Genomic DNA, 23,057 nt, shown 5'->3' with positions numbered 1-23,057 from the left:
GACACCCGCGTGCCTGACGATGACAAGGATAGTCCAGGTCAGCCCCGCAAGATACCCTTTCCGCGTAATCTTGTCGGGGAAAATACCCGTTTCGGTGGCCCTGCGTTTTGCTGAACAATGCGCCATCAGCCGAATGGCGTAAAAATTTTGTCATCTTTACAAATGAGTTTGGCCGAGAGGAGATCCCGACCGTTATCAGATCGTTAGCAAACTACAGGTCGGCCACCGCGATCCGCTGAAACGCGCCCACCGCGCGCACCCCACGCCCGGCGTCTTTTTTTGCGACTATTCTTAATGAGCTTCGATGAAATTCACGATCCCGCTGTGTGATTTTAGGAGTCCTCAATGGAATATAAAGATCCTATGCTTGAACTGCTTAGCAGTCTGGAACAGATTGTTTTTAAAGATGTATCGCAGACCGTCACCTTGACGCAAAAAGCCAACCCGTTTACCGAATTTGAACAGCTACGACGAGGGACGGGTTTAAAAACAGATGATTTTGCCCGAGTAATGGGCGTAACGGTTGCGATGGTTCATGAGTGGGAGTCTAAACGCGTAAAGCCTTCCAGTACCGAATTGAAATTGATGCGCCTGATTCAGGCCGACCCGAGATTAAGTAAGCAGTTGATGGATTGATGTTTTTTCTGGTTTTTCTTCAGAACGGTCCTGTAAATGGACCGTTCTACCACCAGCTCCAGCAACAAAAAAGAAAATAGTAGTTGCATCCTCCGGCGTAAAATGAGTTAATGCACTCAACGGTTTGACGTACAGACCATTACAGCAGTTTAGTAAGGCAAGTCCCTTCAAGAGTTATCATTGATACCCTTCGTAGTGAGCATTTTCCTTTACTGTTAAAAAATCTGTAAAGCACGCCATATCGCCGAAAGGCACACTTATTTTTTAAAAGGTAATACACTATGTCCGGTAAAATGACTGGTATCGTAAAATGGTTCAACGCTGATAAAGGCTTCGGTTTCATCACTCCTGACGATGGCTCAAAAGACGTGTTCGTACACTTCTCTGCTATCCAGAACGAAGGCTACAAATCTCTGGACGAAGGTCAGAAAGTTTCCTTCACCATCGAAAGCGGCGCTAAAGGCCCGGCAGCTGGCAACGTAACCAGCCTGTAAGCTTAAAAAGCTCAAAATTCTAGATCCCTGCCAAACGGCGGGGATTTTTTTATCTGTCTCTCGCAATAAATTTCCCCAGCTTTCTTCTTTGCATTACTTTACCCACCGCACCTTTGACCTTTCCCTAAGGGTAAGCTTTATAGTACGTCGGCATGTATTCCACAATTTTCACAAGGAATTGAAGCTATGTCGAAAACCTCACTGTTGCTGTTATTAGGTTTACTCACCACAAGTAGCGTATTCGCTGCTACCCCAGAATCAACCTTTCTGGCGCAACATGGGCTAAGCGGGAAATCCGTTGAGCAAATTGTCGACGCCATTGACCAGTCGCCTCAGAGTCGACCACTGCCCTATTCTGCCTCCATCACCAGCACCGAACTAAAGCTCTCTTCCGGTGAACAGGTTTATACGCTACCGCTTGGTGACAAGTTCTATCTCTCCTTTGCCCCATACGAATGGCAAACTCACCCCTGCTTTAACCACAGCCTTTCTGGCTGCAAGGGAGAAATGCCCGAGAAGACCTTTGATGTCAAAGTGACGGATAGCAAGGGAGACGTGGTGGTGCAGAAAGCAATGACCAGCTACCGCAATGGTTTTATCGGCGTATGGCTACCACGCAATATGGAAGGCACAATTGAAGTGAGCTACAACGGCAAAAAAGCGTCTCACGCCATCAAAACGATGAATGACAGCCAGACCTGTCTGACCGAATTGCAGCTGCGCTAACAGCATAAAAAAATGCCGGATAGGCAATTGCGTATCCGGCATTTTTTACGTCAATACAGACGGTTACTGCAGCAGCGAAATATCCGCCACGCGCAGGAACAGCTCACGCAGTTTTTCGAGCATGGTGAGACGGTTGATACGTAAATCCTTATCTTCCACCATAACCATTACTTTCTCGAAGAACGCATCAACCGGTTCGCGCAGTTCGGCCAGTTCGACCAGCGCTTCCTGATAGCGACCCTCAGCAAACGCAGGCTCCAGCTTGTCACGCAGTACCACAACCTTCATCGCCAGCGTAATTTCTTCCGGCTCTTTCAGCGTTGCTGCATTCACACGGTCGTTCAGCGGCTCTGTCGTTTTCGCGAGGATGTTAGAAACACGTTTGTTAGCCGCAGCCAGCGCAGACGCGGCTTCCAGTGTACGGAAGTGCGAAACCGCCTTCATACGTGCGTCGAAATCAGCCGGACGCGTCGGACGACGTGCCAGCACCGCCTGAATGGTATCAACGGTGTAGCCTTCGTCCTGATACCAGGCACGGAAGCGACCCAGCATAAAGTCGATGACATCATCCACTACGTTCGCGTTGGACAGCTTGTCACCGTACAGACGTACCGCTTCTTCGGTCAGCGTTTGCAGATCGAGGTTCAGGTTCTTCTCAACGATGATACGCAGCACGCCCAGCGCAGCACGACGCAGTGCAAACGGGTCTTTGTCACCTTTTGGATGCTGACCAATACCGAAGATACCCGCCAGGGTGTCCATTTTATCGGCAATGGCTACCGCACAGGCCACCGGGTTAGACGGCAGGTCATCACCGGCAAAGCGCGGCTGATATTGCTCGTTCAGCGCTACCGCTACATCTTCCGCTTCGCCATCATGACGTGCGTAGTGCATGCCCATCACGCCCTGGGTGTCGGTGAACTCGAAGACCATGTTGGTCATCAGGTCACACTTGGACAGCAGGCCCGCGCGGGTGGCGTGGTTGACATCAGCGCCAATCTGTTCAGCAATCCAGCCCGCCAGCGCCTGAATACGATCCGTCTTGTCGCGCAGGGTACCCAGTTGCTGTTGGAACAGCACGGTTTGCAGACGCGGCAGATGATCTTCCAGGCGTTTTTTGCGGTCGGTATTGAAGAAGAATTCGGCATCCGCCAGACGCGGACGAACTACTTTCTCGTTACCGGAAATAATCTGCATCGGATCTTTCGATTCGATGTTAGCGACGAAGATAAAATTCGGCAGCAGTTTGCCGTCGTTCGCGTACACCGGGAAGTACTTCTGGTCACCTTTCATGGTGTGAACCAGCGCTTCAGACGGTACCGCGAGGAATTTTTCTTCGAACTTCGCCGTCAGCACCACCGGCCATTCAACCAGAGACGCGACTTCTTCCAGCAGGCTTTCGCTCAGGTCAGCGTTACCGCCAATCTTACGCGCCGCCTCTTCGGCATCGGCCTTGATTTTTGCCTTACGCTCGGCGTAATCAGCAATGACTTTGCCGCGCTGGCGCAGAATTTCAGGATACTGGTCGGCATTGTCGATGGTGAACTCAGGCTCGCCCATAAAGCGGTGGCCGCGGATCACGCGATCGGACTGAATACCCAGAATCGTTGCCGGGATGACTTTGTCGCCCAGCAGCAGCGTGACGGTATGAACCGGACGCACAAAGTGGACGTCGGACGCGCCCCAGCGCATCAGTTTCGGGATCGGCAGCTTAGCCAGTGACGTGGCAATCATGTTTGGCAGCAGCGTTTCTGCGCTTTCGCCTTTCACATGCGCACGGTACAGCAGCCATTCACCTTTGTCGGTGGTCAGCCGTTCAGCCTGATCAACGGTGATACCGCAACCGCGCGCCCAACCTTCTGCCGCTTTGCTCGGTTTACCTTCAGCGTCAAACGCCTGGGCAATCGCCGGGCCGCGCTTTTCTACTTCACGGTCAGGTTGCGATTCAGCAAGGGCAGCCACTTTCAGCGCCAGACGACGCGGCGCAGCAAACCACTCTACGTTGCCGTGCGCGAGGCCAGCATTGTCCAGCTCCGCAGTGAAGTTCGCAGCGAAGGACTCAGCCAGGCTGCGCAGTGCTTTTGGTGGCAGCTCTTCAGTGCCAATTTCCACCAGAAAAGTTTTCTCAGACATGGCCGCCTCTTATTTGTCTTTGTTGCACATCGGGAAGCCAAGGGCTTCACGGGAAGCATAGTAAGCTTCTGCCACTGCTTTGGTCAGGGTGCGAATGCGCAGAATATAACGCTGACGCTCGGTGACGGAGATGGCTTTACGCGCATCCAGCAGGTTGAAGCTATGGGCGGCTTTCAGAATACGTTCGTAAGCAGGCAGCGGCAGTGGGTTTTCCAGCGCCAGCAGCTGCTGGGCTTCTTTCTCATACTGCTCGAAGCAGGTGAACAGGAAGTCCACGTCAGCGTATTCAAAGTTGTAAGTCGACTGCTCGACTTCGTTCTGATGGAACACATCGCCGTAAGTGGTTTTACCCAGCGGGCCGTCGCTCCAGACCAGGTCGTAAACGCTGTCTACGCCCTGAATGTACATCGCCAGACGTTCCAGACCGTAAGTGATTTCTCCGGTCACAGGCTTACATTCCAGACCACCAACCTGCTGGAAGTAGGTGAACTGCGTCACTTCCATGCCGTTCAGCCACACTTCCCAACCCAGACCCCAGGCACCCAGCGTTGGGTTTTCCCAGTTATCTTCCACGAAACGGATGTCGTGAATGGTTGGATCCATACCCAGCTCTTTCAGCGAACCAAGGTACAGCTCCTGAATGTTGTCCGGGGACGGCTTAATGACGACCTGGAACTGATAGTAATGCTGTAAGCGGTTCGGGTTTTCGCCATAGCGACCGTCGGTCGGACGACGAGAAGGCTGCACATAAGCAGTCGCCATCGGCTCCGGCCCCAGCGCGCGCAGGCAGGTCATTGGGTGAGAAGTACCCGCGCCGACTTCCATGTCCAATGGTTGAACAATGGTGCAGCCCTGGCGAGCCCAGTAATCCTGTAAGGTCAGGATCAAGCCCTGGAAGGTCCTGGTATCAAACTTTTGCATATTATTTCGTGCTGGATACGTGTGGATTTAAAGGAAGCGATCAGTATACCCGCTGGCTGCAAGATATACAGTACGAAACGGGAAAAAGGAGGAACTTAGCGCATGGAAAGGTGCAAAAACTGCCCGTCTGCGTCAAATGAGCAGACAAAACTCTCTTTACGGAAGGTAGAACCACGCATCTCATAGCTGCCCTGGAACTGTTCGAAGCCGGTTACGTCTATTTTCTGCGTCCCGGTGTTATAACGTTCAGCCGCTTCATTTTTGCATAATGCTTCCATATCCAGCGAACGTGAAGAGCTCACTTTGGCCTTTTGCGCTTTCTGAGTCGGTGCCGGCGGCTGTGGGTCCGCGCATCCTGCCAGCAGGAGGGCAGCCATCGCGGGAAAGAAATACTTCATCATCATTTTATTACCCTCTGATTTGCGGGTCAGTCTTATTATTATTACTGTCTGGAAACGGATCCTATTTTGAGAATCTCATCGGACCATCACAAGCTTTAGCGTAAAAACTCAGATTATTCCAGTGAGATACATCCGCGAAATGCCAGTCAGACTTTTTTTAATGGAAACAGAGGAACTGATGCAGCCCAAAATTTTCTGGATTGATAACCTGCGCGGGATAGCCTGTTTAATGGTGGTTATGATCCATACAACCACCTGGTACATCACCAATGCGCACAGCGTCAGCCCGTTAGCCTGGGATCTTGCCAATGTGCTCAATTCAGCTTCACGCGTCAGCGTACCGCTGTTTTTCATGATTTCAGGCTTTCTTTTCTTTGGCGAGCGCAGCGCCCAGCCGCGACATTTTCTCCGTATTGCGCTCTGCGTTCTGTTTTATAGCGCCGTCGCACTGGCCTACATCTCACTGTTCACCTCGATTAACGCCGAGCTGTCTTTGAAAAATCTGCTGCAAAAACCGGTGTTCTATCACCTGTGGTTTTTCTTCGCCATCGCCGTCATCTACCTGGTCTCACCGCTGATTCAAGTGAAAAGTATTAGCGGAAAAATGCTGCTGGCGCTGATGGTGGTGCTTGGCATCCTTGCTAATCCCAACACCGTCTCGCTAAAAATGGGGGGCGTTGAGTGGCTGCCTATCAACCTGTACATCAGCGGCGACACGGTCTATTACATCCTGTACGGCTTGCTGGGCAGGGCGATTGGCATGATGAATACACAAAAACGCGCGCTCACCTGGGTCTGTGCGGCACTGTGCGTCACCGCCGTCTTTGTTATCTCTCGCGGAACCTTATACGAGCTCCGCTGGCGAGGGAATTTCGCCGACACCTGGTATCTCTACTGCGGCCCAGCCGTATTTATTTGCGCAGTCTCGCTGCTGACGCTGGTCAAAAACACCCTTAGCGCACGCACTATCCCCGTACTGGGCCTGATTTCCCGCCACTCACTGGGTATCTATGGCTTCCACGCGCTGATCATTCATGCGCTGCGCACTAACAGTATCGAGCTCAAGAACTGGCCGCCGCTGGATATGCTGTGGATTTTCAGCGCCACGCTGGCGGGCAGCCTGCTACTTTCGGTTCTGCTGCAACGCATCGATACACGCCGACTGGTGAGTTAACACTCACCCGTCGTTACTCTTTTAGCGGGCGCATCAGCATAATTTGCCCCGCTAAACACACGAAGAATGCCATTGGATAGGCGCCCATTTCGATGAGTGACAAGGGAGCGTTCAGCATCCCCAGCAGCAGCAACCCTACTGTTATCAATGCCACCATCTGGCACACACGCGTAAAGTGTTCGTCATTCTGATTACTATTTTCAGCACGCTGGTAAGCGTACGTCACAAACATCCCTGTCATCAGGACACCCAGAAAGTATCCTTTCCCGTTCAATAAGGGACAGGCGCGCCATAAACCAATAACGTAAATGAGTGCACCCGAAAGGAATAATAGCCATGCCATAAACCTCGTAGTCTTCATTGGGATCTCCTTATCCATCACGGATACAATATGAATAACCCACTAAAGACAACACAGAAAAATAGCACTAAGTTATATTTTCAGAATAAATCCATACACGTAAATTATTAATTTAAAAAATACATAGATTATAAAAATCCCCTCCATTTAGCAGAGGGGAAATATGATCATGACATCAGCGGCAGCAATTGCTGATAGAGACGACGGAAGGTTTCGCGACGCTGCAAATAAAGCGCATGGCGATCTGCGTCAGGATAATGCGCCTGTTCCAGCGCCAGTTGAGGCAATAGGTCAGATAATGGCTTATCGGAATTCATCGCAATTTGTGCCAAACGTGCCGCCCCCAACGCAGGACCAACGTCACCACCGGTACGGTAATCCAGCTGCAACCCGCTGATATCAGACAGCATCTGGCGCCAGTACTCGCTGCGCGCCCCGCCGCCAATGAGCGTAATGCTGGCCGGTTTAACACCACAGGCATGCACCACATCCATACCATCTGCCAGCGCGAATCCCACGCCTTCCAGCACTGCTTTCGCCAGTTCTGCCGGCCCATGCTGATGCGTCAGACCAAAAAAGACGCCTTTCGCCTGCGGATTATTATGCGGCGTACGTTCACCCGACAGGTACGGCAAAAACCAGACGGGTTCAGCCTGCTCATCCGCCTGTTGTGCCGCAGTTATTAGCGCAGGAACGCTGCTCAGCCCGGTTAATTTTACCGCCCAGTCCAGGCAGGATGCCGCACTGAGCATAACGGACATCAGATGCCATCTTTCAGGTAAGGCATGACAAAAACTGTGTACCGCACTTTCTGGTTTACTGAGGAATCCGTCGCTTACCGCAAAGTAAACACCGGACGTGCCCAGCGAAAGCATCGCCTGACCGGCATTCATCATACCGACGCCAACTGCGCCTGCCGCGTTATCTCCGCCACCCGCAATCACCGGGATCTCGGACAAGCCCCAGGCTTGCGCGACCGCAGGCAACAACGTGCCGGTAATCTCGCTGCCTTCAAACAACGCTGGCATATGCGCACGGGTCAGGTGACAGGCTGCCAGCATGACGTCGCTCCAGTCGCGCTTCGCAACGTCCAGCCACATCGTACCGGCGGCATCAGACATATCGCTGGCGAATTCCCCGGTCATACGCAAACGCAGGTAATCTTTCGGCAGCAGGACTTTATCAACCTGGCGGAAAATATCCGGTTCATGGCGCTGAACCCACAGCAATTTGGGTGCCGTAAAACCCGGCATCATCAGATTGCCGGTGATGCCGCGAGACTCTGGAACCTGGTTTTCCAGTATCTCGCACTCTTGTGCGCAGCGTCCATCATTCCATAGGATCGCCGGGCGCAATACCTTCTGCTGCTCATCAAGTAGCGTCGCACCGTGCATTTGACCGGCAATCCCCAGCGCCTTCACCTCCCTGAGTGAATGTTGCTGAGCCAGTGCTTTGACGGCGCGATCCGTTGCCAGCCACCACTGTTCAGGATCCTGCTCCGACCATAGCGGATGAGGACGCGAAACCGTGAGTTTCTCCGTCTGCGAGGCCACAACATCACCCTGCTCATTCAGCAGTATGGCCTTTACGCCTGATGTGCCCAGATCTATCCCGATATACATAGGGTATCGTTCCTTAAAGAAATGCCCGGCAGCGCAAAGCTATCCGGGCTGACGAACGTTCTTAACGATCCGTTATTTGTCGAACAAATAATGGTTTACCAGATTTTCCAGCTGTTCCTGATGACCGCTCTGATGCACCGGCGCCAGATTATGTTGTTCAGCGTACTGCGCAATTTCGGTCAGCGTCATCTGGCCCTTCAGAATTTGCTGGCCCAGCTCACCATTCCAACCGGCATAACGTTTTGCAACGCGCTGATCCAGGCCGCCATCTTCAATCATGCGAGCTGCGATTTTCAACGACAGTGCCATGGTGTCCATCGCCCCAATATGACCATAGAACAGATCGTATTTATCGGTGCTCTGGCGACGCACTTTGGCATCAAAGTTCAGGCCACCCGTGGTGAAACCACCCGCTTTCAGGATTTCGTACATCACCAGCGCATTCTCTTCCACGCTGTTCGGGAACTGGTCGGTATCCCAGCCCAGCTGCGCATCTCCGCGGTTGGCATCGACAGAGCCAAACAGGCCCAGCGCGATTGCGGTGGCGATTTCGTGGTGGAACGAGTGGCCAGCCAGCGTGGCGTGGTTAGCTTCGATATTCAGTTTGATCTCTTTTTCCAGGCCGAACTGTTTCAAGAAGCCGTAAACGGTCGCCGCATCGTAGTCGTACTGATGTTTGGTCGGCTCCTGCGGCTTCGGTTCGATAAGCAAAGTCCCCTGAAAACCGGTTTTGTGTTTGTGCTCAACCACCAGTTGCATGAAACGGCCAATCTGCTCGCGTTCCTGACGCAGATCGGTATTAAGCAGGGTTTCATAGCCTTCACGACCGCCCCACAGAACATAGTTCTCGCCGCCTAATTTATGCGTAGCATCCATGGCAGTCACCACCTGGGTGGCCGCCCAACTGAACACTTCCGGATCCGGGTTGGTAGCCGCACCTGCGCCGTAACGTGGGTTAGTAAAGCAGTTTGCCGTCCCCCACAGCAGCTTCACGCCGCTTTGTTCCTGTTTAGCGGCCAGCACATCAACCATCTGCGCGAAGTTGTTTTTGTACTCTTTCAGCGAAGCACCTTCAGGCGAGACATCTACATCATGGAAGCAGTAGTAAGGCACGTTCAGCTTGTGGAAAAACTCAAACGCCACATCCGCTTTGCGTTTCGCCAGCGCCAGCGCTTCACCGGGTTGCTGCCATGGGCGGTCAAAGGCTCCCATGCCGAACATGTCTGCACCATTCCAGCAGAAAGTGTGCCAATAGCAGGCGGCAAAACGCAGGTGATCTTCCATACGCTTGCCTAACACTTTCTCATCAGGATTGTAATGGCGAAATGCGAGCGGGTTAGTGGATTTTGTCCCTTCAAAACGAACACGGTCGAGTTGGTCAAAATAAGCCTGCATAATAAGCTCCATAATCAGGTAATACGGCAAGTAAACTGCGATATCGCCATACTGGAATTTCCTGATTTATTGCTCAATTACGTTATTTCACACCGCTATTAAGAGAATACCCAAATGTGCGCTGGCTCCCAAAAAAACGCGCTAAATAAAGAAATAAAAAGACGATCGGGATCGGATCCTGATGAATAAACTAAAAACCATAATCCGCGGATAAGATATGACAATTGCCTTCCCGCTTAGGGTATGTGAGTTTTGCATAGCGCTACGCAAATCAAAAATTTGTCACACATAATCAGGCAGCATTATCCACGGTTTTGGTAGTATCGACAGGCCCATATTCACCCTTTCCAGGACAGGCTCTTATGTTTGATAAACGTCACCGTATCACTCTTTTATTTAATGCCAATAAAGCCTACGACCGCCAGGTTGTTGAGGGCGTGGGTGAATATTTGCAAGCGTCGCAATCTGAATGGGATATATTCATCGAGGAAGATTTTCGCGCGCGTATTGATAATATTAAAGACTGGTTAGGCGACGGTGTTATTGCCGATTATGACGACGATGACATTGCGCAATTACTTGCCGATGTCGATGTCCCCATCGTTGGCGTCGGGGGTTCTTACCATCTTGCTGAACATTATCCACCGGTCCACTACATTGCCACCGATAACCACGCATTGGTTGAAAGCGCCTTTCTGCATTTGAAAGAAAAAGGGGTGAACCGCTTTGCATTTTACGGTCTACCACCTTCCAGCGGCAAACGCTGGGCCGAGGAGCGTGAATATGCCTTTTGCCAACTGGTAGCGAAAGAAAAGTACCGTGGCGTGGTCTATCAAGGCCTGGAAACAGCACCAGAAAACTGGCAACACGCACAAAATAGGTTAGCCGACTGGCTGCAAACTCTGCCACCGCAAACCGGGATTATCGCCGTCACCGACGCGCGTGCACGGCACGTTTTGCAGGCCTGTGAACATCTGCATATTCCGGTACCGGAGAAACTGTGCGTCATTGGCATTGATAACGAAGAACTGACCCGCTACCTGTCGCGCGTGGCGTTATCATCCGTTGCTCAGGGTGCTCGTCAGATGGGCTATCAGGCCGCAAAACTCCTGCACCGCGTGCTGGCGAACGAAGAGCCGACGCTACAACGCATTCTGGTCCCTCCGGTACGCGTCGTGGAACGTCGTTCAACCGACTACCGTTCACTTACCGATCCGGCCGTTATTCAGGCGATGCACTTCATCCGCAACCATGCCTGTAAGGGCATCAAGGTCGAACAGGTACTGGATTCAGTGGGGATTTCACGGTCGAATCTGGAGAAGCGTTTTAAAGAGGAGGTCGGGGAGACCATTCATGCGGTGATCCATGCCGAAAAGCTGGAGAAAGCGCGCAGCCTACTGATTTCAACCACGCTTTCCATCAACGAGATTTCACAGATGTGCGGTTATCCGTCTCTGCAGTATTTCTATTCGGTGTTCAAGAAAGAGTACGACACGACGCCAAAAGAATACCGCGATGTGAACAGCGAAGTGCTGATGTGATGTGTTGCCGGATGGCGACTGCGCCTTATCCGGCCGACGAGTCATCGTGTTGGCCGGATAAACGTAGCGCCATCAGGCGCAGGAATTACATATGCGCTGCAATTAAGCGCTGGTTATCCTGGTACATCGCGAACAGATAGTTGTTGTAGCTCTTCCCTTGGGTGGAATACCCCTTCAGCTTATGAATCATCGCCGTGGCTGTGACTTCCTGATCGGTTTTACGCAGCTGAGCGCGTGACTTACGGAAGGAAGAGTATGCCGGATGTGTATTCAGATTAATGACGTAAGCCGTCACTGACTCTTTCACCGAGTCAAACTGAGAGTAGCCTTTCACCTTACCCGGCGCATTGGTGCAACGACCTTTGACACATTTCATGCCAAACAGATTATTGTTGCTACGTGCCAGCTTCGACGTACCCCAGCCGCTTTCTGCCGCAGCCATGGTTGCCACCATACTGGTAGGGATAATATCCACGCGCTCAAGCAGCGTGTTCCACGGAATTTTACGCGTGTTGCCAGACCAGCTCACCTTGTAGCGTTTGGCGATATCTTTCATGCGCGCACGCTCGCTCGGCGACCAGCGATTCTGGTACTGCTTTGAAATCAGCCAGTTACGTTCAGCAGTAATGGCCGCATTTTGACTAGTAATGTAAGGCATAACCGTCCGGAGAAACGCTTTTTTCCTTGGTGTTCCGGAAGGGTATTTTCGCAAATCAGGAAGTGAACTACTCTTTGCACTATTGCGAGAATACTCTTGTTTACTGCTTACCTGTGTATTACTTGTCTTGGTTGCCTGGGGCTTCTGACTCGTTGTTGCCGTGTGTGTCTTTGCCAGCACCTCACCGGAAAATGCAATGGTGAGTAACATTAGAATCATGGCCCCATATCGTCGAATGGGAGTCAATATCATTAGGTCTCCTGGTCGGATTTATACATTCCAACACCTTATATTTTTCATAAAAATGAGAGATGAATCTCAAATCATAGCAAAAATAGCCGTCAAGAGCACCCAAAGGAATAGTCCAATTCCGAAACTATGTCACGCGCTAACGGTTAAGATTGGTATTAATTCGAAGAAAATGCGGGGGTTATCGCAAAATAATGCCGTTTTTTGCGCACGATCGCTCACCCTCACGTCTCATCCTGGCGGAATCCACCCAAAGGATGAGTCTCCGACCGTAATTCGCTGGCAAACTGGCTAAAATCGCAGCATTCAGGACAGCGTTATGAAACTTGCCGCCTTTGCGCTGGCGCTTATGCCAGGCATCACCATCGCCTCGTCATGGACTTCTCAAGGGTTCCCCACCTTCGAAGTGGAGGGTACGGGTAAGTTTGTCAGCCATGCAACGTTGACGAAGGGTACCCGTCCTTTAATACTAAATTTTGACCAACAGTGCTGGCAGCCTGCCGAAACCATTAAACTCAACCAGATGCTGTCGCTAAAACCTTGCACAGGCGAGCCACCACAGTGGCGTTTATTCAAAGACGGTAGTTACACGCTGGAAGTGGATACCCGCTCCGGAACGCCAACGTTGATGCTGTCACTAGCATCCGCCGTTGAGCCGGTGAGCAACCTGATTCGCCAGTGTCCGAAATGGGATGGCTCACCGCTGACGCTGGATGTGAGTCAGACTTTCCCTGAAGGTGCCGTGGTGCGTGATTACTACAGCCAGCAGACGGCAATGGTTAAGCACGGTCAAATCACCCTCCAACCCGCAGCCAGTAGCAACGGGCTATTACTGCTTGAACGCGCAGAAACGGACGCCCCTGCCCCCTTCGACTGGCATAACGCCACAGTGTATTTCGTACTGACGGATCGCTTTCAAAACGGCGATCCGACCAATGACCACAGCTACGGTCGCCACAACGACGGCATGCAGGAGATTGGGACGTTTCACGGTGGCGATTTACGTGGCCTCACCAGCAAACTCGACTATCTGCAACAGTTAGGCGTTAACGCCCTGTGGATCAGCGCTCCGTTTGAGCAGATTCACGGCTGGGTAGGTGGTGGCACCAAAGGGGATTTCCCCCACTACGCCTATCACGGTTATTACACGCAGGACTGGACCACGCTTGATGCCAATATGGGCAACGAGGCCGATCTGCGTGCGCTGGTCGATGGCGCTCACCAGCGCGGTATCCGCATTCTGTTCGATGTGGTGATGAACCATGCCGGTTACGCGACGCTGGCCGATATGCAGGCTTATCAGTTTGGCGCGTTATATTTATCGGGCGATGAATTGAAACATACGCTCGGTGAACGCTGGACGGACTGGAAGCCCGCCGCCGGACAGAGCTGGCACAGCTTTAATGATTACATCAATTTCAGTGATAAAGCCGCCTGGGAAAAATGGTGGGGGAAAAATTGGATCCGTACCGACATCGGCGACTACGACAGCCCCGGTTTTGACGACCTGACGATGTCGCTGGCCTTCCTGCCCGATCTGAAAACCGAGTCCAACACACCTTCCGGGTTACCGGTGTTTTACAATAACAAACCGGATACCCACGCCAAAGCCATTGCGGGCTACGCGCCACGAGATTATCTGACCCACTGGCTCAGTCAGTGGGTGCGTGACTACGGGATTGACGGGTTTCGAGTCGATACAGCCAAGCACGTCGAACTTCCCGCCTGGCAGCAGTTGAAAACCCAGGCCAGCGCAGCGCTGGCCGAATGGAAGAAAGCCAACCCGGACAAAGCGCTGGATGATAAACCCTTCTGGATGACCGGCGAAGCCTGGGGTCACGGCGTTATGCGCAGTGCGTATTACCGCCACGGCTTTGATGCGATGATCAATTTTGATTATCAGGAACAGGCGGCCAGCGCCGTCGACTGCCTGGCCAATATGGATCTCACCTGGCAGCAGATGGCGGATAAATTGCAGGATTTTAACATCCTGAGCTATCTCTCATCGCACGACACGCGCCTGTTCCGCGAAGGTGGAGATAAAGCCGCCGAGCTGTTGCTACTGGCACCGGGCGCGGTGCAGCTGTTTTACGGTGACGAATCCGCGCGTCCTTTCGGCCCGACCGGCTCAGACCCTTTACAAGGCACGCGATCCGATATGAACTGGCAGGACGTCAGCGGTAAATCGGCCGCCAGCGTCGCACACTGGCAGAAAATCAGCCAGTTCAGGGCCAGACATGCCGCCATCGGCGCTGGTAAACAAACCACGCTGACGTTGAAACAAGGATACGGATTTTCCCGCGAGCACGGTGACGACAAAGTGATGGTCATTTGGGCAGGTCAGCCCTAATCCCCCCTGGCTTCTCGTACCCGGTGGGGCGAGAAGCGTTATGCAAAATAAAACACCACCCTGTTACAAATATGTAGCACAAAACGTCAATTTAGTCTCACAGGCCTGATTTGCACCCCGCCATAGGTAGCGCTATGGTTAGCCACTTTATTACTCAGCTCGACAGACCACCTGCTATGACATTCTCACTTTTTGGCGACAAATTTACCCGCCATTCAGGCATCACCCGCCTGATGGAGGACCTCAACGACGGTTTACGTACGCCCGGCGCGATCATGCTTGGCGGCGGTAACCCGGCGCAAATCCCACAGATGCAGGAGTACTTCCAGTCTCTGCTAGCCGAGATGCTGGAAAACGGCAAAGTCACTGATGCGCTTTGTAATTATGACGGTCCACAAGGGAAAACCGAGCTACTGGCCGAACTGGCCACGCTGCTGCGCGAGAAGCTGGGCTGGGATATCGAACCACAATATATTGCACTGACAAATGGTAGTCAGAGCGCGTTTTTCTACTTATTCAATCTTTTCGCCGGACGTCGCGCCGACGGGACCACCCGAAAAGTCCTGTTCCCACTGGCACCGGAATACATTGGCTATGCCGATTCCGGGCTGGAAGAGGAGCTCTTCGTCTCTGCGCGCCCGAATATCGAGCTGCTGCCGGAAGGTCAGTTTAAGTATCACGTTGACTTTGAACACCTGCACATTGGCGAAGAGACCGGCATGATTTGCGTGTCGCGCCCCACCAACCCGACAGGCAATGTGATTACTGACGAAGAGTTATTGAAGCTGGACCGCCTCGCCAATCAGCACGGTATTCCGCTGGTCATTGATAATGCCTATGGCGTCCCGTTCCCCGGCATTATCTTTAGCGAAGCCCGTCCGCTGTGGAACCCCAACATTGTACTGTGCATGAGCCTTTCCAAGCTCGGGCTGCCAGGTTCGCGCTGCGGTATTATTATCGCCAATGAAAAAATCATCACCGCGATCACCAACATGAACGGCATCATCAGCCTTGCCCCTGGCGGTATGGGTCCGGCTATCATGTGCGAGATGATTAAACGCAACGATCTCCTGCGCCTGTCGGAGACCGTGATCAAGCCGTTTTATTATCAGCGCGTTCAGGAGACCGTGGCGATCATTCGCCGTTACTTATCCGAAGAGCGCTGCCTGATCCATAAACCAGAAGGGGCGATTTTCCTGTGGCTGTGGTTCAAGGACTTGCCTATCACCACCGAGCTGCTGTATCAGCGCCTGAAAGCACGCGGCGTGTTGATGGTTCCCGGTGATTACTTCTTCCCGGGGCTGGACAAGCCGTGGCCGCACACCCACCAGTGCATGCGGATGAACTACGTTCCGGAGCCGGAGAAAATCGAGGCTGGCGTGAAGATTCTGGCTGAAGAGATAGAACGCGCCTGGCGTGAAGGCTGATGGCAAACCCGACCGCCTAATCGGTCGGGTCACGCATTACAACGGCCGTGAACGCAAACGCTGCTGCTGAATTTTTGCGGCGTCAACGCATTGCAACGCACGGGTCGGGCAGGATTCTACACACGCCGGGCCCGTTTCACGATGCCAGCACAAATCACATTTAACCGCCTGCACCCGCGAGCGCTGTGCAACCACATTCATGGCCCCAAACGGACAGGCCAGCATACAGCTCTTACAGCCAATGCAGCGTGCCTGTTCCACGAAGATATGCCCATGTTCGCGGCGAATAGCGGTGGTCGGGCAGGCATTCGCACAAGGTGCGTCTTCGCATTGATGACACGTTACCGCCGTGGTAAACGCGTCGTCTTTAATCACCCGAATACGCGGGATAAATGCCCCGGAGGAGACCGTCGCACACGTCTGGTTTTCCTGATGCGCGACGACGCAGGCCACTTCGCAGGTTCGACATCCAATGCATTTCGCCGCATCCGCCATAATAAACCCGTTCATTGCCTTCTCCGTCGCCGTTAAAACCACAGAGTGCCAGAGAGCGGGCCCCCACCGCTTTGATCGGACAGGGGAAACGGTGGAATTTTGTCAGGTGTATGAGCCAGGCAGGGGCAACTACGCCGAATTAATATGCTCTTTACAGTAACGGCGCTTCCACGCCGCCGGGGTCAGGCTGGTGTGCGTACGGAAAATTTTGCGAAAATACCCCACGTCGTTAAATCCACATTTAAACGCCACCTCGGTCAGCGACAGCGAATCACTGATCAACAGCTTTTCTGCCGCCCTCACCCGCTGGCGATGCAGCGCTTCGGTTAACGTCAGCCGAAAAACACCCCGGAATACACGCCCCAGATAGTCTGCATTGCAATGCAGTTCTTTCGCCAGCAATGAGGCTGATAGGGGTAAATGGAACTGCGTATGTATCATTTGCTGCGCTTTCCACGCCAGCGCATTACCGGGCGTATCGGCAGGTTGTTCGCTGGCGGCAGCGGATATTTGCTGCAAAATCAGCAACAGGATCAGCTCCAGCGCAACGCTGCGATGGATATTCTCCTGCTCACGTAAAAACTGGCGAAACAGCGAAATAATATATTGTGGCTCATTCACCCGAGTCTGTTGCGGGATCGAAAGCAGCGCTTCAGGCGGTGAAACACGCTCACCGGACTTCACTTCAAAATGCAGCCAATAAAATTTTAAATCGGGCGGAAATTGTTCCACGCCGACATGTAAACGCTGCGGCCACAGCAGCAAACTCTCTCCAGCCTGCACGCTAAAAATAGCGTTCCCTTCACGAATCGTTAATGTCCCTTTTTCGACAAAGATAATTTCCCAGGAATGAAGTTGCCGCGCCGGATGACTTCCCACGCCACGAGAAATAAACAGCCCGCCATTTTGTACTTTAATCGGAAGTGACATGGATAATTCAAGCATAACTATTCAATTTCCCGCTTTTAGCACCCTAAAAACCTGCCTTCATCTTTGATTATTCACGATAAAATAGTATCTCGCCGGATCGAAATCACACTTTTTCAATTAAGTCGGAATTGTCATCTTTTTATACTTTTCCCTTCCCTTGTTGGTCTGTGTATTTGGTGCAGAATAAATAACGTACTTTGCAAATGACACAATAAAAGCCCGCAATGTAGCGGGGTACTTTCTGAACATCCTCTCCGGGAGTTATTTATGACTTCGGCTCCGATTACGACCAACGATTTGGCACAACGTGCACAAGACGACAAATTATCTCTGCGTGAAAAAATAGGTTACGGATTAGGCGATGCAGGCGGGACCGTTATTACCTGCCTGATCATGAACTTCCTGACTTTTTTCTATACTGATGTGTTTGGCTTAACGCCCGCACTGGTCGGCACCTTGTTTATTGCCCTGCGCGTATTTGACGCGGTTTCTGACCCGATCATGGGTGTCCTCGCCGACCGCACGCAAAGCCGCTGGGGACGCTTTCGCCCATGGCAGCTGTGGGTGGCCGTTCCCATCGGCATTATTGGCGTTCTGACCTTTACCGTCCCGGACGCCAGCATGGGGGTAAAAATCGCCTGGGCATTTGGCACCTATCTGCTGCTTTCCGTCGGCTATACCGCGATCAATGTGCCGTATTGTGCGCTGATCAACACCATGACGACGCGCCACAATGAAGTGATCGCCTGCCAGTCCTGGCGCTTTGTGCTGTGCGGTGTCGCCGGTTTTTTAGTCTCCGTCGGCCTGCCGTGGATGGTGGAGATACTCGGTCAGGGCAACGCCGCGCAGGGTTATCAGTTTGGCGTGGGCATCCTGTGTGCCATCGCAGTCGTCATGTTCCTGTGCTGTTTCTTCTGGGTGCGCGAGCGGGTACCGCTGGCGATGATGGGGAAATTTACGCTGCGCGAACACATCGGCGGACTGCGTAAAAATGACCAACTGCTGCTGATGCTGGTGATGTCCTTCCTGCTGATCAATGTCTTTAATATTCGTGGCGGCGGGTACATGTACTTCATTACCTACGTGCTGGAAGGCAGTACCGCTTACACCTCGCTGTTTTTCACCATGGTCACCTTCGCCTCGATCATCGGTTCGGTGGTGGTTAGCCCGCTGACGCGACGCATCGACACCGTCAAACTCTATTACTACACCAACCTGGTACTGGCGGCGCTGGCAGCGTTAATGTGGTTCCTGCCAACCGGTCCAGCGCACCAGACGTTATGGCTGGCGGTGATTCTCGGCAACGGCATTATTCTCGGCTTCACGCTGCCGCTGCACTTCTCGCTGATGGCCTTTGCTGATGATTACGGCGAATGGAAAACCGGCGTGCGTTCCTCCGGCATGAATTTCGCCTTCAACCTGTTTTTCATCAAGCTGGCCTGGGCCTCCAGTGCCGGGATCATCAGCGTGTTGTTTATTTTTGTCGCCTATCAGCCTGGCGCTGGCAACCAAACCGCCAGTTCGCTGCAAGGTATTACCGCCATGGAGACGCTGCTGCCCGCCCTGTTCCACCTACTGCTGGCGCTGTCTATCCGCCTTTGCAAACTCAATAACCCGATGATGTCGCGCATTGCTACCGATCTGCGTCAGCGTCATGTATAGCCTTAAGGAGCACGAAATGAACGCACAGGAAGTCGACCTGCATAAGCTCACGGTCAGCGATCCGTTCCTCGGACAATACCAGCAACTGGTGCGCGACGTGGTGATCCCCTATCAGTGGGATGCGCTCAATGACCGTATTGCAGAAGCCGATCCCAGCCACGCTATCGAGAATTTCCGCATTGCTGCGGGCCAGCAATCCGGTGAGTTTTACGGCATGGTTTTTCAGGATAGCGACGTGGCCAAATGGCTGGAGGCCGTGGCCTGGTCGCTGTGTCAGAAACCGGATACCGAGCTGGAAAAAACCGCCGATGAGGTGATTGAACTGGTCGCCGCCGCCCAGTGCGAAGATGGCTATCTCAACACCTATTTTACGGTGAAGGCCCCTGAAGAACGCTGGACGAATCTGGCCGAATGTCATGAGCTGTACTGCGCGGGTCACATGATAGAAGCGGGTGTGGCCTTCTTTCAGGCGACGGGAAAACGCCGCTTACTGGAGGTGGTATGTCGTCTGGCAGACCATATCGACAACGTTTTTGGACCCGGTGAAAACCAGCTGCATGGCTATCCCGGACACCCGGAAATTGAGCTGGCGCTCATGCGATTGTATGAAGTCACGCAGCAACCACGGTATATGACGCTGGTAAATTATTTTGTTGAGCAGCGTGGCACACAGCCGCATTTCTACGATGAAGAGTACGAAAAACGCGGTCGCACCTCCTACTGGCACACCTACGGACCGGCGTGGATGGTGAAAGACAAGCCTTACAGCCAGGCGCACCAGCCAATATCTGAACAGCAAACCGCCATCGGTCACGCCGTGCGCTTTGTCTACCTGATGACAGGAGTGGCCCACCTGGCACGCTTAAGCCAGGACGAAGGCAAGCGCCAGGACTGCCTGCGACTGTGGAACAATATGGCCCAGCGCCAGCTGTACATTACCGGCGGGATCGGCTCGCAAAGCAGCGGCGAGGCATTTAGCAGCGACTACGATCTGCCCAACGACTCTGTGTATGCGGAAAGCTGCGCCTCTATTGGTCTGATGATGTTCGCCCGCCGGATGCTGGAGATGGAGGCCGATAGTCAGTACGCCGACGTAATGGAACGCGCACTGTATAACACCGTACTGGGTGGTATGGCGCTTGACGGAAAACACTTTTTCTACGTTAACCCGCTGGAAGTGCATCCTAAATCTCTAAAATTTAACCATATTTATGACCACGTGAAGCCCATTCGCCAGCGCTGGTTTGGCTGCGCCTGCTGCCCACCGAATATCGCGCGCGTGTTAACGTCGATTGGCCATTACCTCTACACGCCGCGCCAGGACGCGCTGTATATCAATATGTATGTGGGCAACAGCATGGAAATACCCGTTGAAAACGGGACGCTGAAACTCCGCATTAGCGGAGATTATCCGTGGCATGAGCAGGTTAATATCACCATTGATTCCGTGCAGCCAGTACACCACACCCTGGCACTACGCCTGCCGGACTGGTGCTCCGCGCCGCAGGTAATGCTGAACGGTCTGCCGGTCGAGCAGGATATTCGCAAAGGCTATTTGCACATAACCCGCACCTGGCAAGAAGGGGATACGCTGAGCCTGACGCTCCCGATGCCGGTGCGTCGGGTATACGGCAATCCGCTGGTTCGCCATGTTGCCGGTAAAGTTGCCATTCAACGTGGACCGTTAGTCTATTGTCTGGAGCAGGCGGATAACGGCGAGGAATTGCATAACCTGTGGCTGCCCAAAGAGAGTGAATTCAGGGTCTTTGAGGGGAAAGGGCTATTCAGCCATAAAATACTGATTCAAACGGAAGGGGTGAAGCAAAGCGCTGATGATGCCACGCAGCAATCGTTGTGGCACTACGATGTCTCCCCCGCTTCCCGGCAAACGCATACGCTGACGTTTATTCCGTGGTTTAGCTGGGCGAACCGTGGTGAAGGTGAAATGCGGATTTGGGTCAACGAGCAGTAATGATATGACGGATGGCGACTGTTGGCGCCATCCGTCAAAACATCATGAAAAAATTGCCCTCTTCCATGAGGACAAACGGGTGAGAATCAGAAACGCCAGCTCACCCCTGACAGGAAAGTGAAGCTGTCATCGCGATCAACCATTGGGCTATCCTTAATATCATCTGGCAGCACGCTATAGTTGGCGCTGGCCAGCAGTGTCAGGTTAGCGGTTAACGCATATTTTGCGGACAGACCGGCATACGGTGTCCAGCTATCGCCTGGGGAATAGCTAGATAACCCGCTACGGCGAGACTCATTGCCTGAGATGCCGTAGTAATATTCGTTGAATTTTTCATCGTAGTAGAGCACACCAATGGACGGCGTCAGCGTCAGCTTGCCCATCGGCATTGGACGGAACAGAGAAACTTCGCCAGCCCAACCGCTGCTGTTGTCCATTACATCCGCTGCGGCAGAGACTTTCACGCTGCCCCATTTCTCATGGTGATACCATGCGGCCCCCGCCATTGCGGTTGCGTCACGCTTGTCGAGCTGCTTCATCGCATGATCGTCGTTATCGCCTGGGTCAAACTCAAGCGGCATCCACGAAGCAGTAATGCTAAATTCATTACTTTCACTCTTCGACAGAATATAACCTAGCGTTGTTTGCCTAAAATAAAATGATTCGCCTTCATAACTGATAAGCGGTACTGCATGGACATTTTCATTGTATCCACGATAAGGAGATTCGTTATATACAGCCCCACCGCCAAGAGAAAACTCTGCGGCTGATGCACTTGCCATAAAAGACAAAGCAACTAGCGCCGCAATATTGCGTTTAATTAACATGCCAACTTTCCATTTTAAAATAAGCTACAAAGCAGGCGCATAATAATGCTTACAATTTCATCAGTGCAAGACGCATATTTATATAGTAATATATAAAATCATATATATATTGGATTCAGCGATGAACAAATTACAACTCAAACACCGGGAACTGAAAATTATTTCGGTCATTGCTGCCAGTGAAAACATCAGCCATGCCGCAACCGTACTCGGCATTGCGCAGGCCAACGTCAGCAAATATCTTGCTGATTTTGAATCAAAAGTTGGATTAAAGGTGTTTGACAGAACCACCCGACAACTTACCCTGACGCCCTTTGGCACCGCGTTGCTACCCTACATCAATGACATGTTAGACAGAAACGAGCAGCTGAACAATTTTATTGCCGATTATAAGCATGAAAAACGTGGTCGGGTCACGGTATATGCACCGACGGGAATTATTGCTTACTTATCGCAACATGTTATTGCAAAAATTCAGAATATTGGTGGAATTAGCCTCTCGCTGAAAACCTATAACCTGGAACGTAAAGCATTTTATGAAGGGGTCGAATTCCCTGATGATTGTGATGTTTTAATTTCCTACGCACATCCCAAAGATGAAACACTGGTTGCCAGTTTCATTACTAAATATGCGGTTACGGCTTTTGCCAGCCAGGGATATCTCGATAAACACCCCATCAGTAGCCCTGAAGAACTGGAGCAACATTCCTGTATTTTGATTGATTCAATGATGATTGATGACGCCAATATTTGGCGATTCAATTCAGCCGGTGGCAAGGAGATGCATGACTATCGGGTGACAGGAAATTACGTCTGCGATAATACACAATCCGCGCTGGCGCTGGCACGTAATCATCTGGGCATTGTTTTTGCGCCCAATGAAAGCGTTCAACTTGATATTGAGGCTGGGGCGCTGGTTCCGTGCTTCTCTGAACAGCACGAGTGGTGGCTGGATCTGGTCGCGATTTTCCGTAAGCGTGAATACCAACCCTGGCGAGTGCAGTTTATTCTGGATGAGATGTTGGCGGAGATTCGCGAGCAGCTTACTCAGGTGCTACAACAGCCACCTGAGTAAGTAATATA

The 23,057-nt window shown here is 52.3% G+C and carries 20 protein-coding genes; 10 read left to right on the top strand and 10 right to left on the bottom strand.

The features are described 5' to 3' along the window. Positions 1–345 precede the first annotated feature (345 nt). From M2374_RS15435 to cueP, 3 genes are all read left to right on the top strand, one after another. The gene (locus tag M2374_RS15435; RefSeq protein WP_115257202.1) at positions 346–636 is read left to right on the top strand and encodes an HTH-type transcriptional regulator; all 291 of its coding nucleotides are present in this window, start codon (positions 346–348) and stop codon (positions 634–636) included. Between the two features lie 281 nt (positions 637–917). Then, on the top strand, positions 918–1,130 hold the full coding sequence (gene cspA / locus M2374_RS15430) for an RNA chaperone/antiterminator CspA (RefSeq protein WP_004126446.1): 213 nt from the start codon (positions 918–920) through the stop codon (positions 1,128–1,130). Between the two features lie 186 nt (positions 1,131–1,316). Continuing rightward, on the top strand, positions 1,317–1,856 hold the full coding sequence (cueP, locus tag M2374_RS15425; protein ID WP_096759144.1) for a copper-binding periplasmic metallochaperone CueP: 540 nt from the start codon (positions 1,317–1,319) through the stop codon (positions 1,854–1,856). Between the two features lie 63 nt (positions 1,857–1,919). On the opposite strand, the gene glyS is transcribed toward cueP, so the two are convergent. The 3 genes from glyS to M2374_RS15410 form a co-directional block, all read right to left on the bottom strand. Then, entirely contained in the window at positions 1,920–3,989 is a 2,070-nt protein-coding gene (gene glyS / locus M2374_RS15420; protein WP_115257201.1) for a glycine--tRNA ligase subunit beta, read from the bottom strand. Between the two features lie 9 nt (positions 3,990–3,998). Then, positions 3,999–4,910, bottom strand: a complete 912-nt coding sequence (gene glyQ, locus M2374_RS15415) for a glycine--tRNA ligase subunit alpha (RefSeq protein WP_001168551.1) — start codon at positions 4,908–4,910, stop codon at positions 3,999–4,001. Positions 4,911–5,005: 95 nt separating this feature from the next. Then, a complete protein-coding gene (locus M2374_RS15410; RefSeq protein ID WP_115257200.1) occupies positions 5,006–5,314 on the bottom strand; it encodes a YsaB family lipoprotein in 309 nt (102 codons plus the stop codon). A 175-nt stretch (positions 5,315–5,489) separates the two neighbouring features. On the opposite strand from M2374_RS15410, the gene M2374_RS15405 reads away from it, so the two are divergent. Next, positions 5,490–6,485: an acyltransferase gene (locus M2374_RS15405; RefSeq protein ID WP_117342616.1), complete on the top strand. Its 996-nt coding sequence runs from the start codon at positions 5,490–5,492 to the stop codon at positions 6,483–6,485. 13 nt (positions 6,486–6,498) lie between these two features. Here M2374_RS15405 and yiaB read toward each other — a convergent pair whose 3' ends face one another. From yiaB to xylA, 3 genes are all read right to left on the bottom strand, one after another. Beyond that, the gene (gene yiaB, locus M2374_RS15400) at positions 6,499–6,846 is read right to left on the bottom strand and encodes an inner membrane protein YiaB (RefSeq protein WP_115257199.1); all 348 of its coding nucleotides are present in this window, start codon (positions 6,844–6,846) and stop codon (positions 6,499–6,501) included. A gap of 167 nt (positions 6,847–7,013) precedes the next feature. Next, positions 7,014–8,468 carry a xylulokinase gene (gene xylB / locus M2374_RS15395; protein WP_181688651.1) on the bottom strand — a complete coding sequence of 485 codons (1,455 nt, stop codon included), beginning with the start codon at positions 8,466–8,468 and terminating at the stop codon, positions 7,014–7,016. A 72-nt stretch (positions 8,469–8,540) separates the two neighbouring features. Next, positions 8,541–9,863 (bottom strand): xylose isomerase, encoded by a 1,323-nt coding sequence (gene xylA / locus M2374_RS15390; RefSeq protein WP_181688650.1) that lies wholly within the window; start codon positions 9,861–9,863, stop codon positions 8,541–8,543. Between the two features lie 362 nt (positions 9,864–10,225). Between xylA and xylR the strand changes: the two genes are divergently transcribed. Next, a complete protein-coding gene (gene xylR, locus M2374_RS15385; RefSeq protein WP_115257197.1) occupies positions 10,226–11,404 on the top strand; it encodes a D-xylose utilization transcriptional activator XylR in 1,179 nt (392 codons plus the stop codon). Between the two features lie 85 nt (positions 11,405–11,489). Here the strand turns inward: xylR and M2374_RS15380 are convergent, their stop codons facing one another. Further along, on the bottom strand, positions 11,490–12,314 hold the full coding sequence (locus M2374_RS15380) for a protein bax (protein WP_096759137.1): 825 nt from the start codon (positions 12,312–12,314) through the stop codon (positions 11,490–11,492). 316 nt (positions 12,315–12,630) lie between these two features. Between M2374_RS15380 and malS the strand changes: the two genes are divergently transcribed. After that, positions 12,631–14,661: an alpha-amylase gene (malS, locus tag M2374_RS15375; RefSeq protein WP_181688649.1), complete on the top strand. Its 2,031-nt coding sequence runs from the start codon at positions 12,631–12,633 to the stop codon at positions 14,659–14,661. A 176-nt stretch (positions 14,662–14,837) separates the two neighbouring features. Further along, a complete protein-coding gene (gene avtA, locus M2374_RS15370; RefSeq protein WP_181688648.1) occupies positions 14,838–16,088 on the top strand; it encodes a valine--pyruvate transaminase in 1,251 nt (416 codons plus the stop codon). A gap of 36 nt (positions 16,089–16,124) precedes the next feature. Here avtA and M2374_RS15365 read toward each other — a convergent pair whose 3' ends face one another. Both M2374_RS15365 and M2374_RS15360 read right to left on the bottom strand, forming a co-directional pair. Further along, positions 16,125–16,598 (bottom strand): 4Fe-4S dicluster domain-containing protein, encoded by a 474-nt coding sequence (locus M2374_RS15365; protein WP_181688647.1) that lies wholly within the window; start codon positions 16,596–16,598, stop codon positions 16,125–16,127. 114 nt (positions 16,599–16,712) lie between these two features. Continuing rightward, positions 16,713–17,528 (bottom strand): helix-turn-helix domain-containing protein, encoded by an 816-nt coding sequence (locus tag M2374_RS15360; protein ID WP_115257193.1) that lies wholly within the window; start codon positions 17,526–17,528, stop codon positions 16,713–16,715. A 252-nt stretch (positions 17,529–17,780) separates the two neighbouring features. Here M2374_RS15360 and M2374_RS15355 point away from each other — a divergent pair, with 252 nt between their 5' ends. After that, positions 17,781–19,175 carry an MFS transporter gene (locus M2374_RS15355; protein ID WP_181688646.1) on the top strand — a complete coding sequence of 465 codons (1,395 nt, stop codon included), beginning with the start codon at positions 17,781–17,783 and terminating at the stop codon, positions 19,173–19,175. A 16-nt stretch (positions 19,176–19,191) separates the two neighbouring features. Further along, entirely contained in the window at positions 19,192–21,147 is a 1,956-nt protein-coding gene (locus M2374_RS15350) for a glycoside hydrolase family 127 protein (protein ID WP_137399628.1), read from the top strand. Positions 21,148–21,233: 86 nt separating this feature from the next. On the opposite strand, the gene M2374_RS15345 is transcribed toward M2374_RS15350, so the two are convergent. Beyond that, positions 21,234–21,974 (bottom strand): MipA/OmpV family protein, encoded by a 741-nt coding sequence (locus tag M2374_RS15345; RefSeq protein ID WP_096759120.1) that lies wholly within the window; start codon positions 21,972–21,974, stop codon positions 21,234–21,236. 121 nt (positions 21,975–22,095) lie between these two features. Between M2374_RS15345 and M2374_RS15340 the strand changes: the two genes are divergently transcribed. Further along, a complete protein-coding gene (locus M2374_RS15340; protein ID WP_115257191.1) occupies positions 22,096–23,049 on the top strand; it encodes a LysR family transcriptional regulator in 954 nt (317 codons plus the stop codon). Positions 23,050–23,057 lie beyond the last annotated feature (8 nt).

Source organism: Citrobacter sp. JUb117, assembly GCF_024809055.1.
GTDB lineage: Bacteria > Pseudomonadota > Gammaproteobacteria > Enterobacterales > Enterobacteriaceae > Citrobacter > Citrobacter gillenii.
Note: the sequence above shows the minus strand (reverse complement) of the source record. Positions and strands in the feature narration are given on the sequence as shown.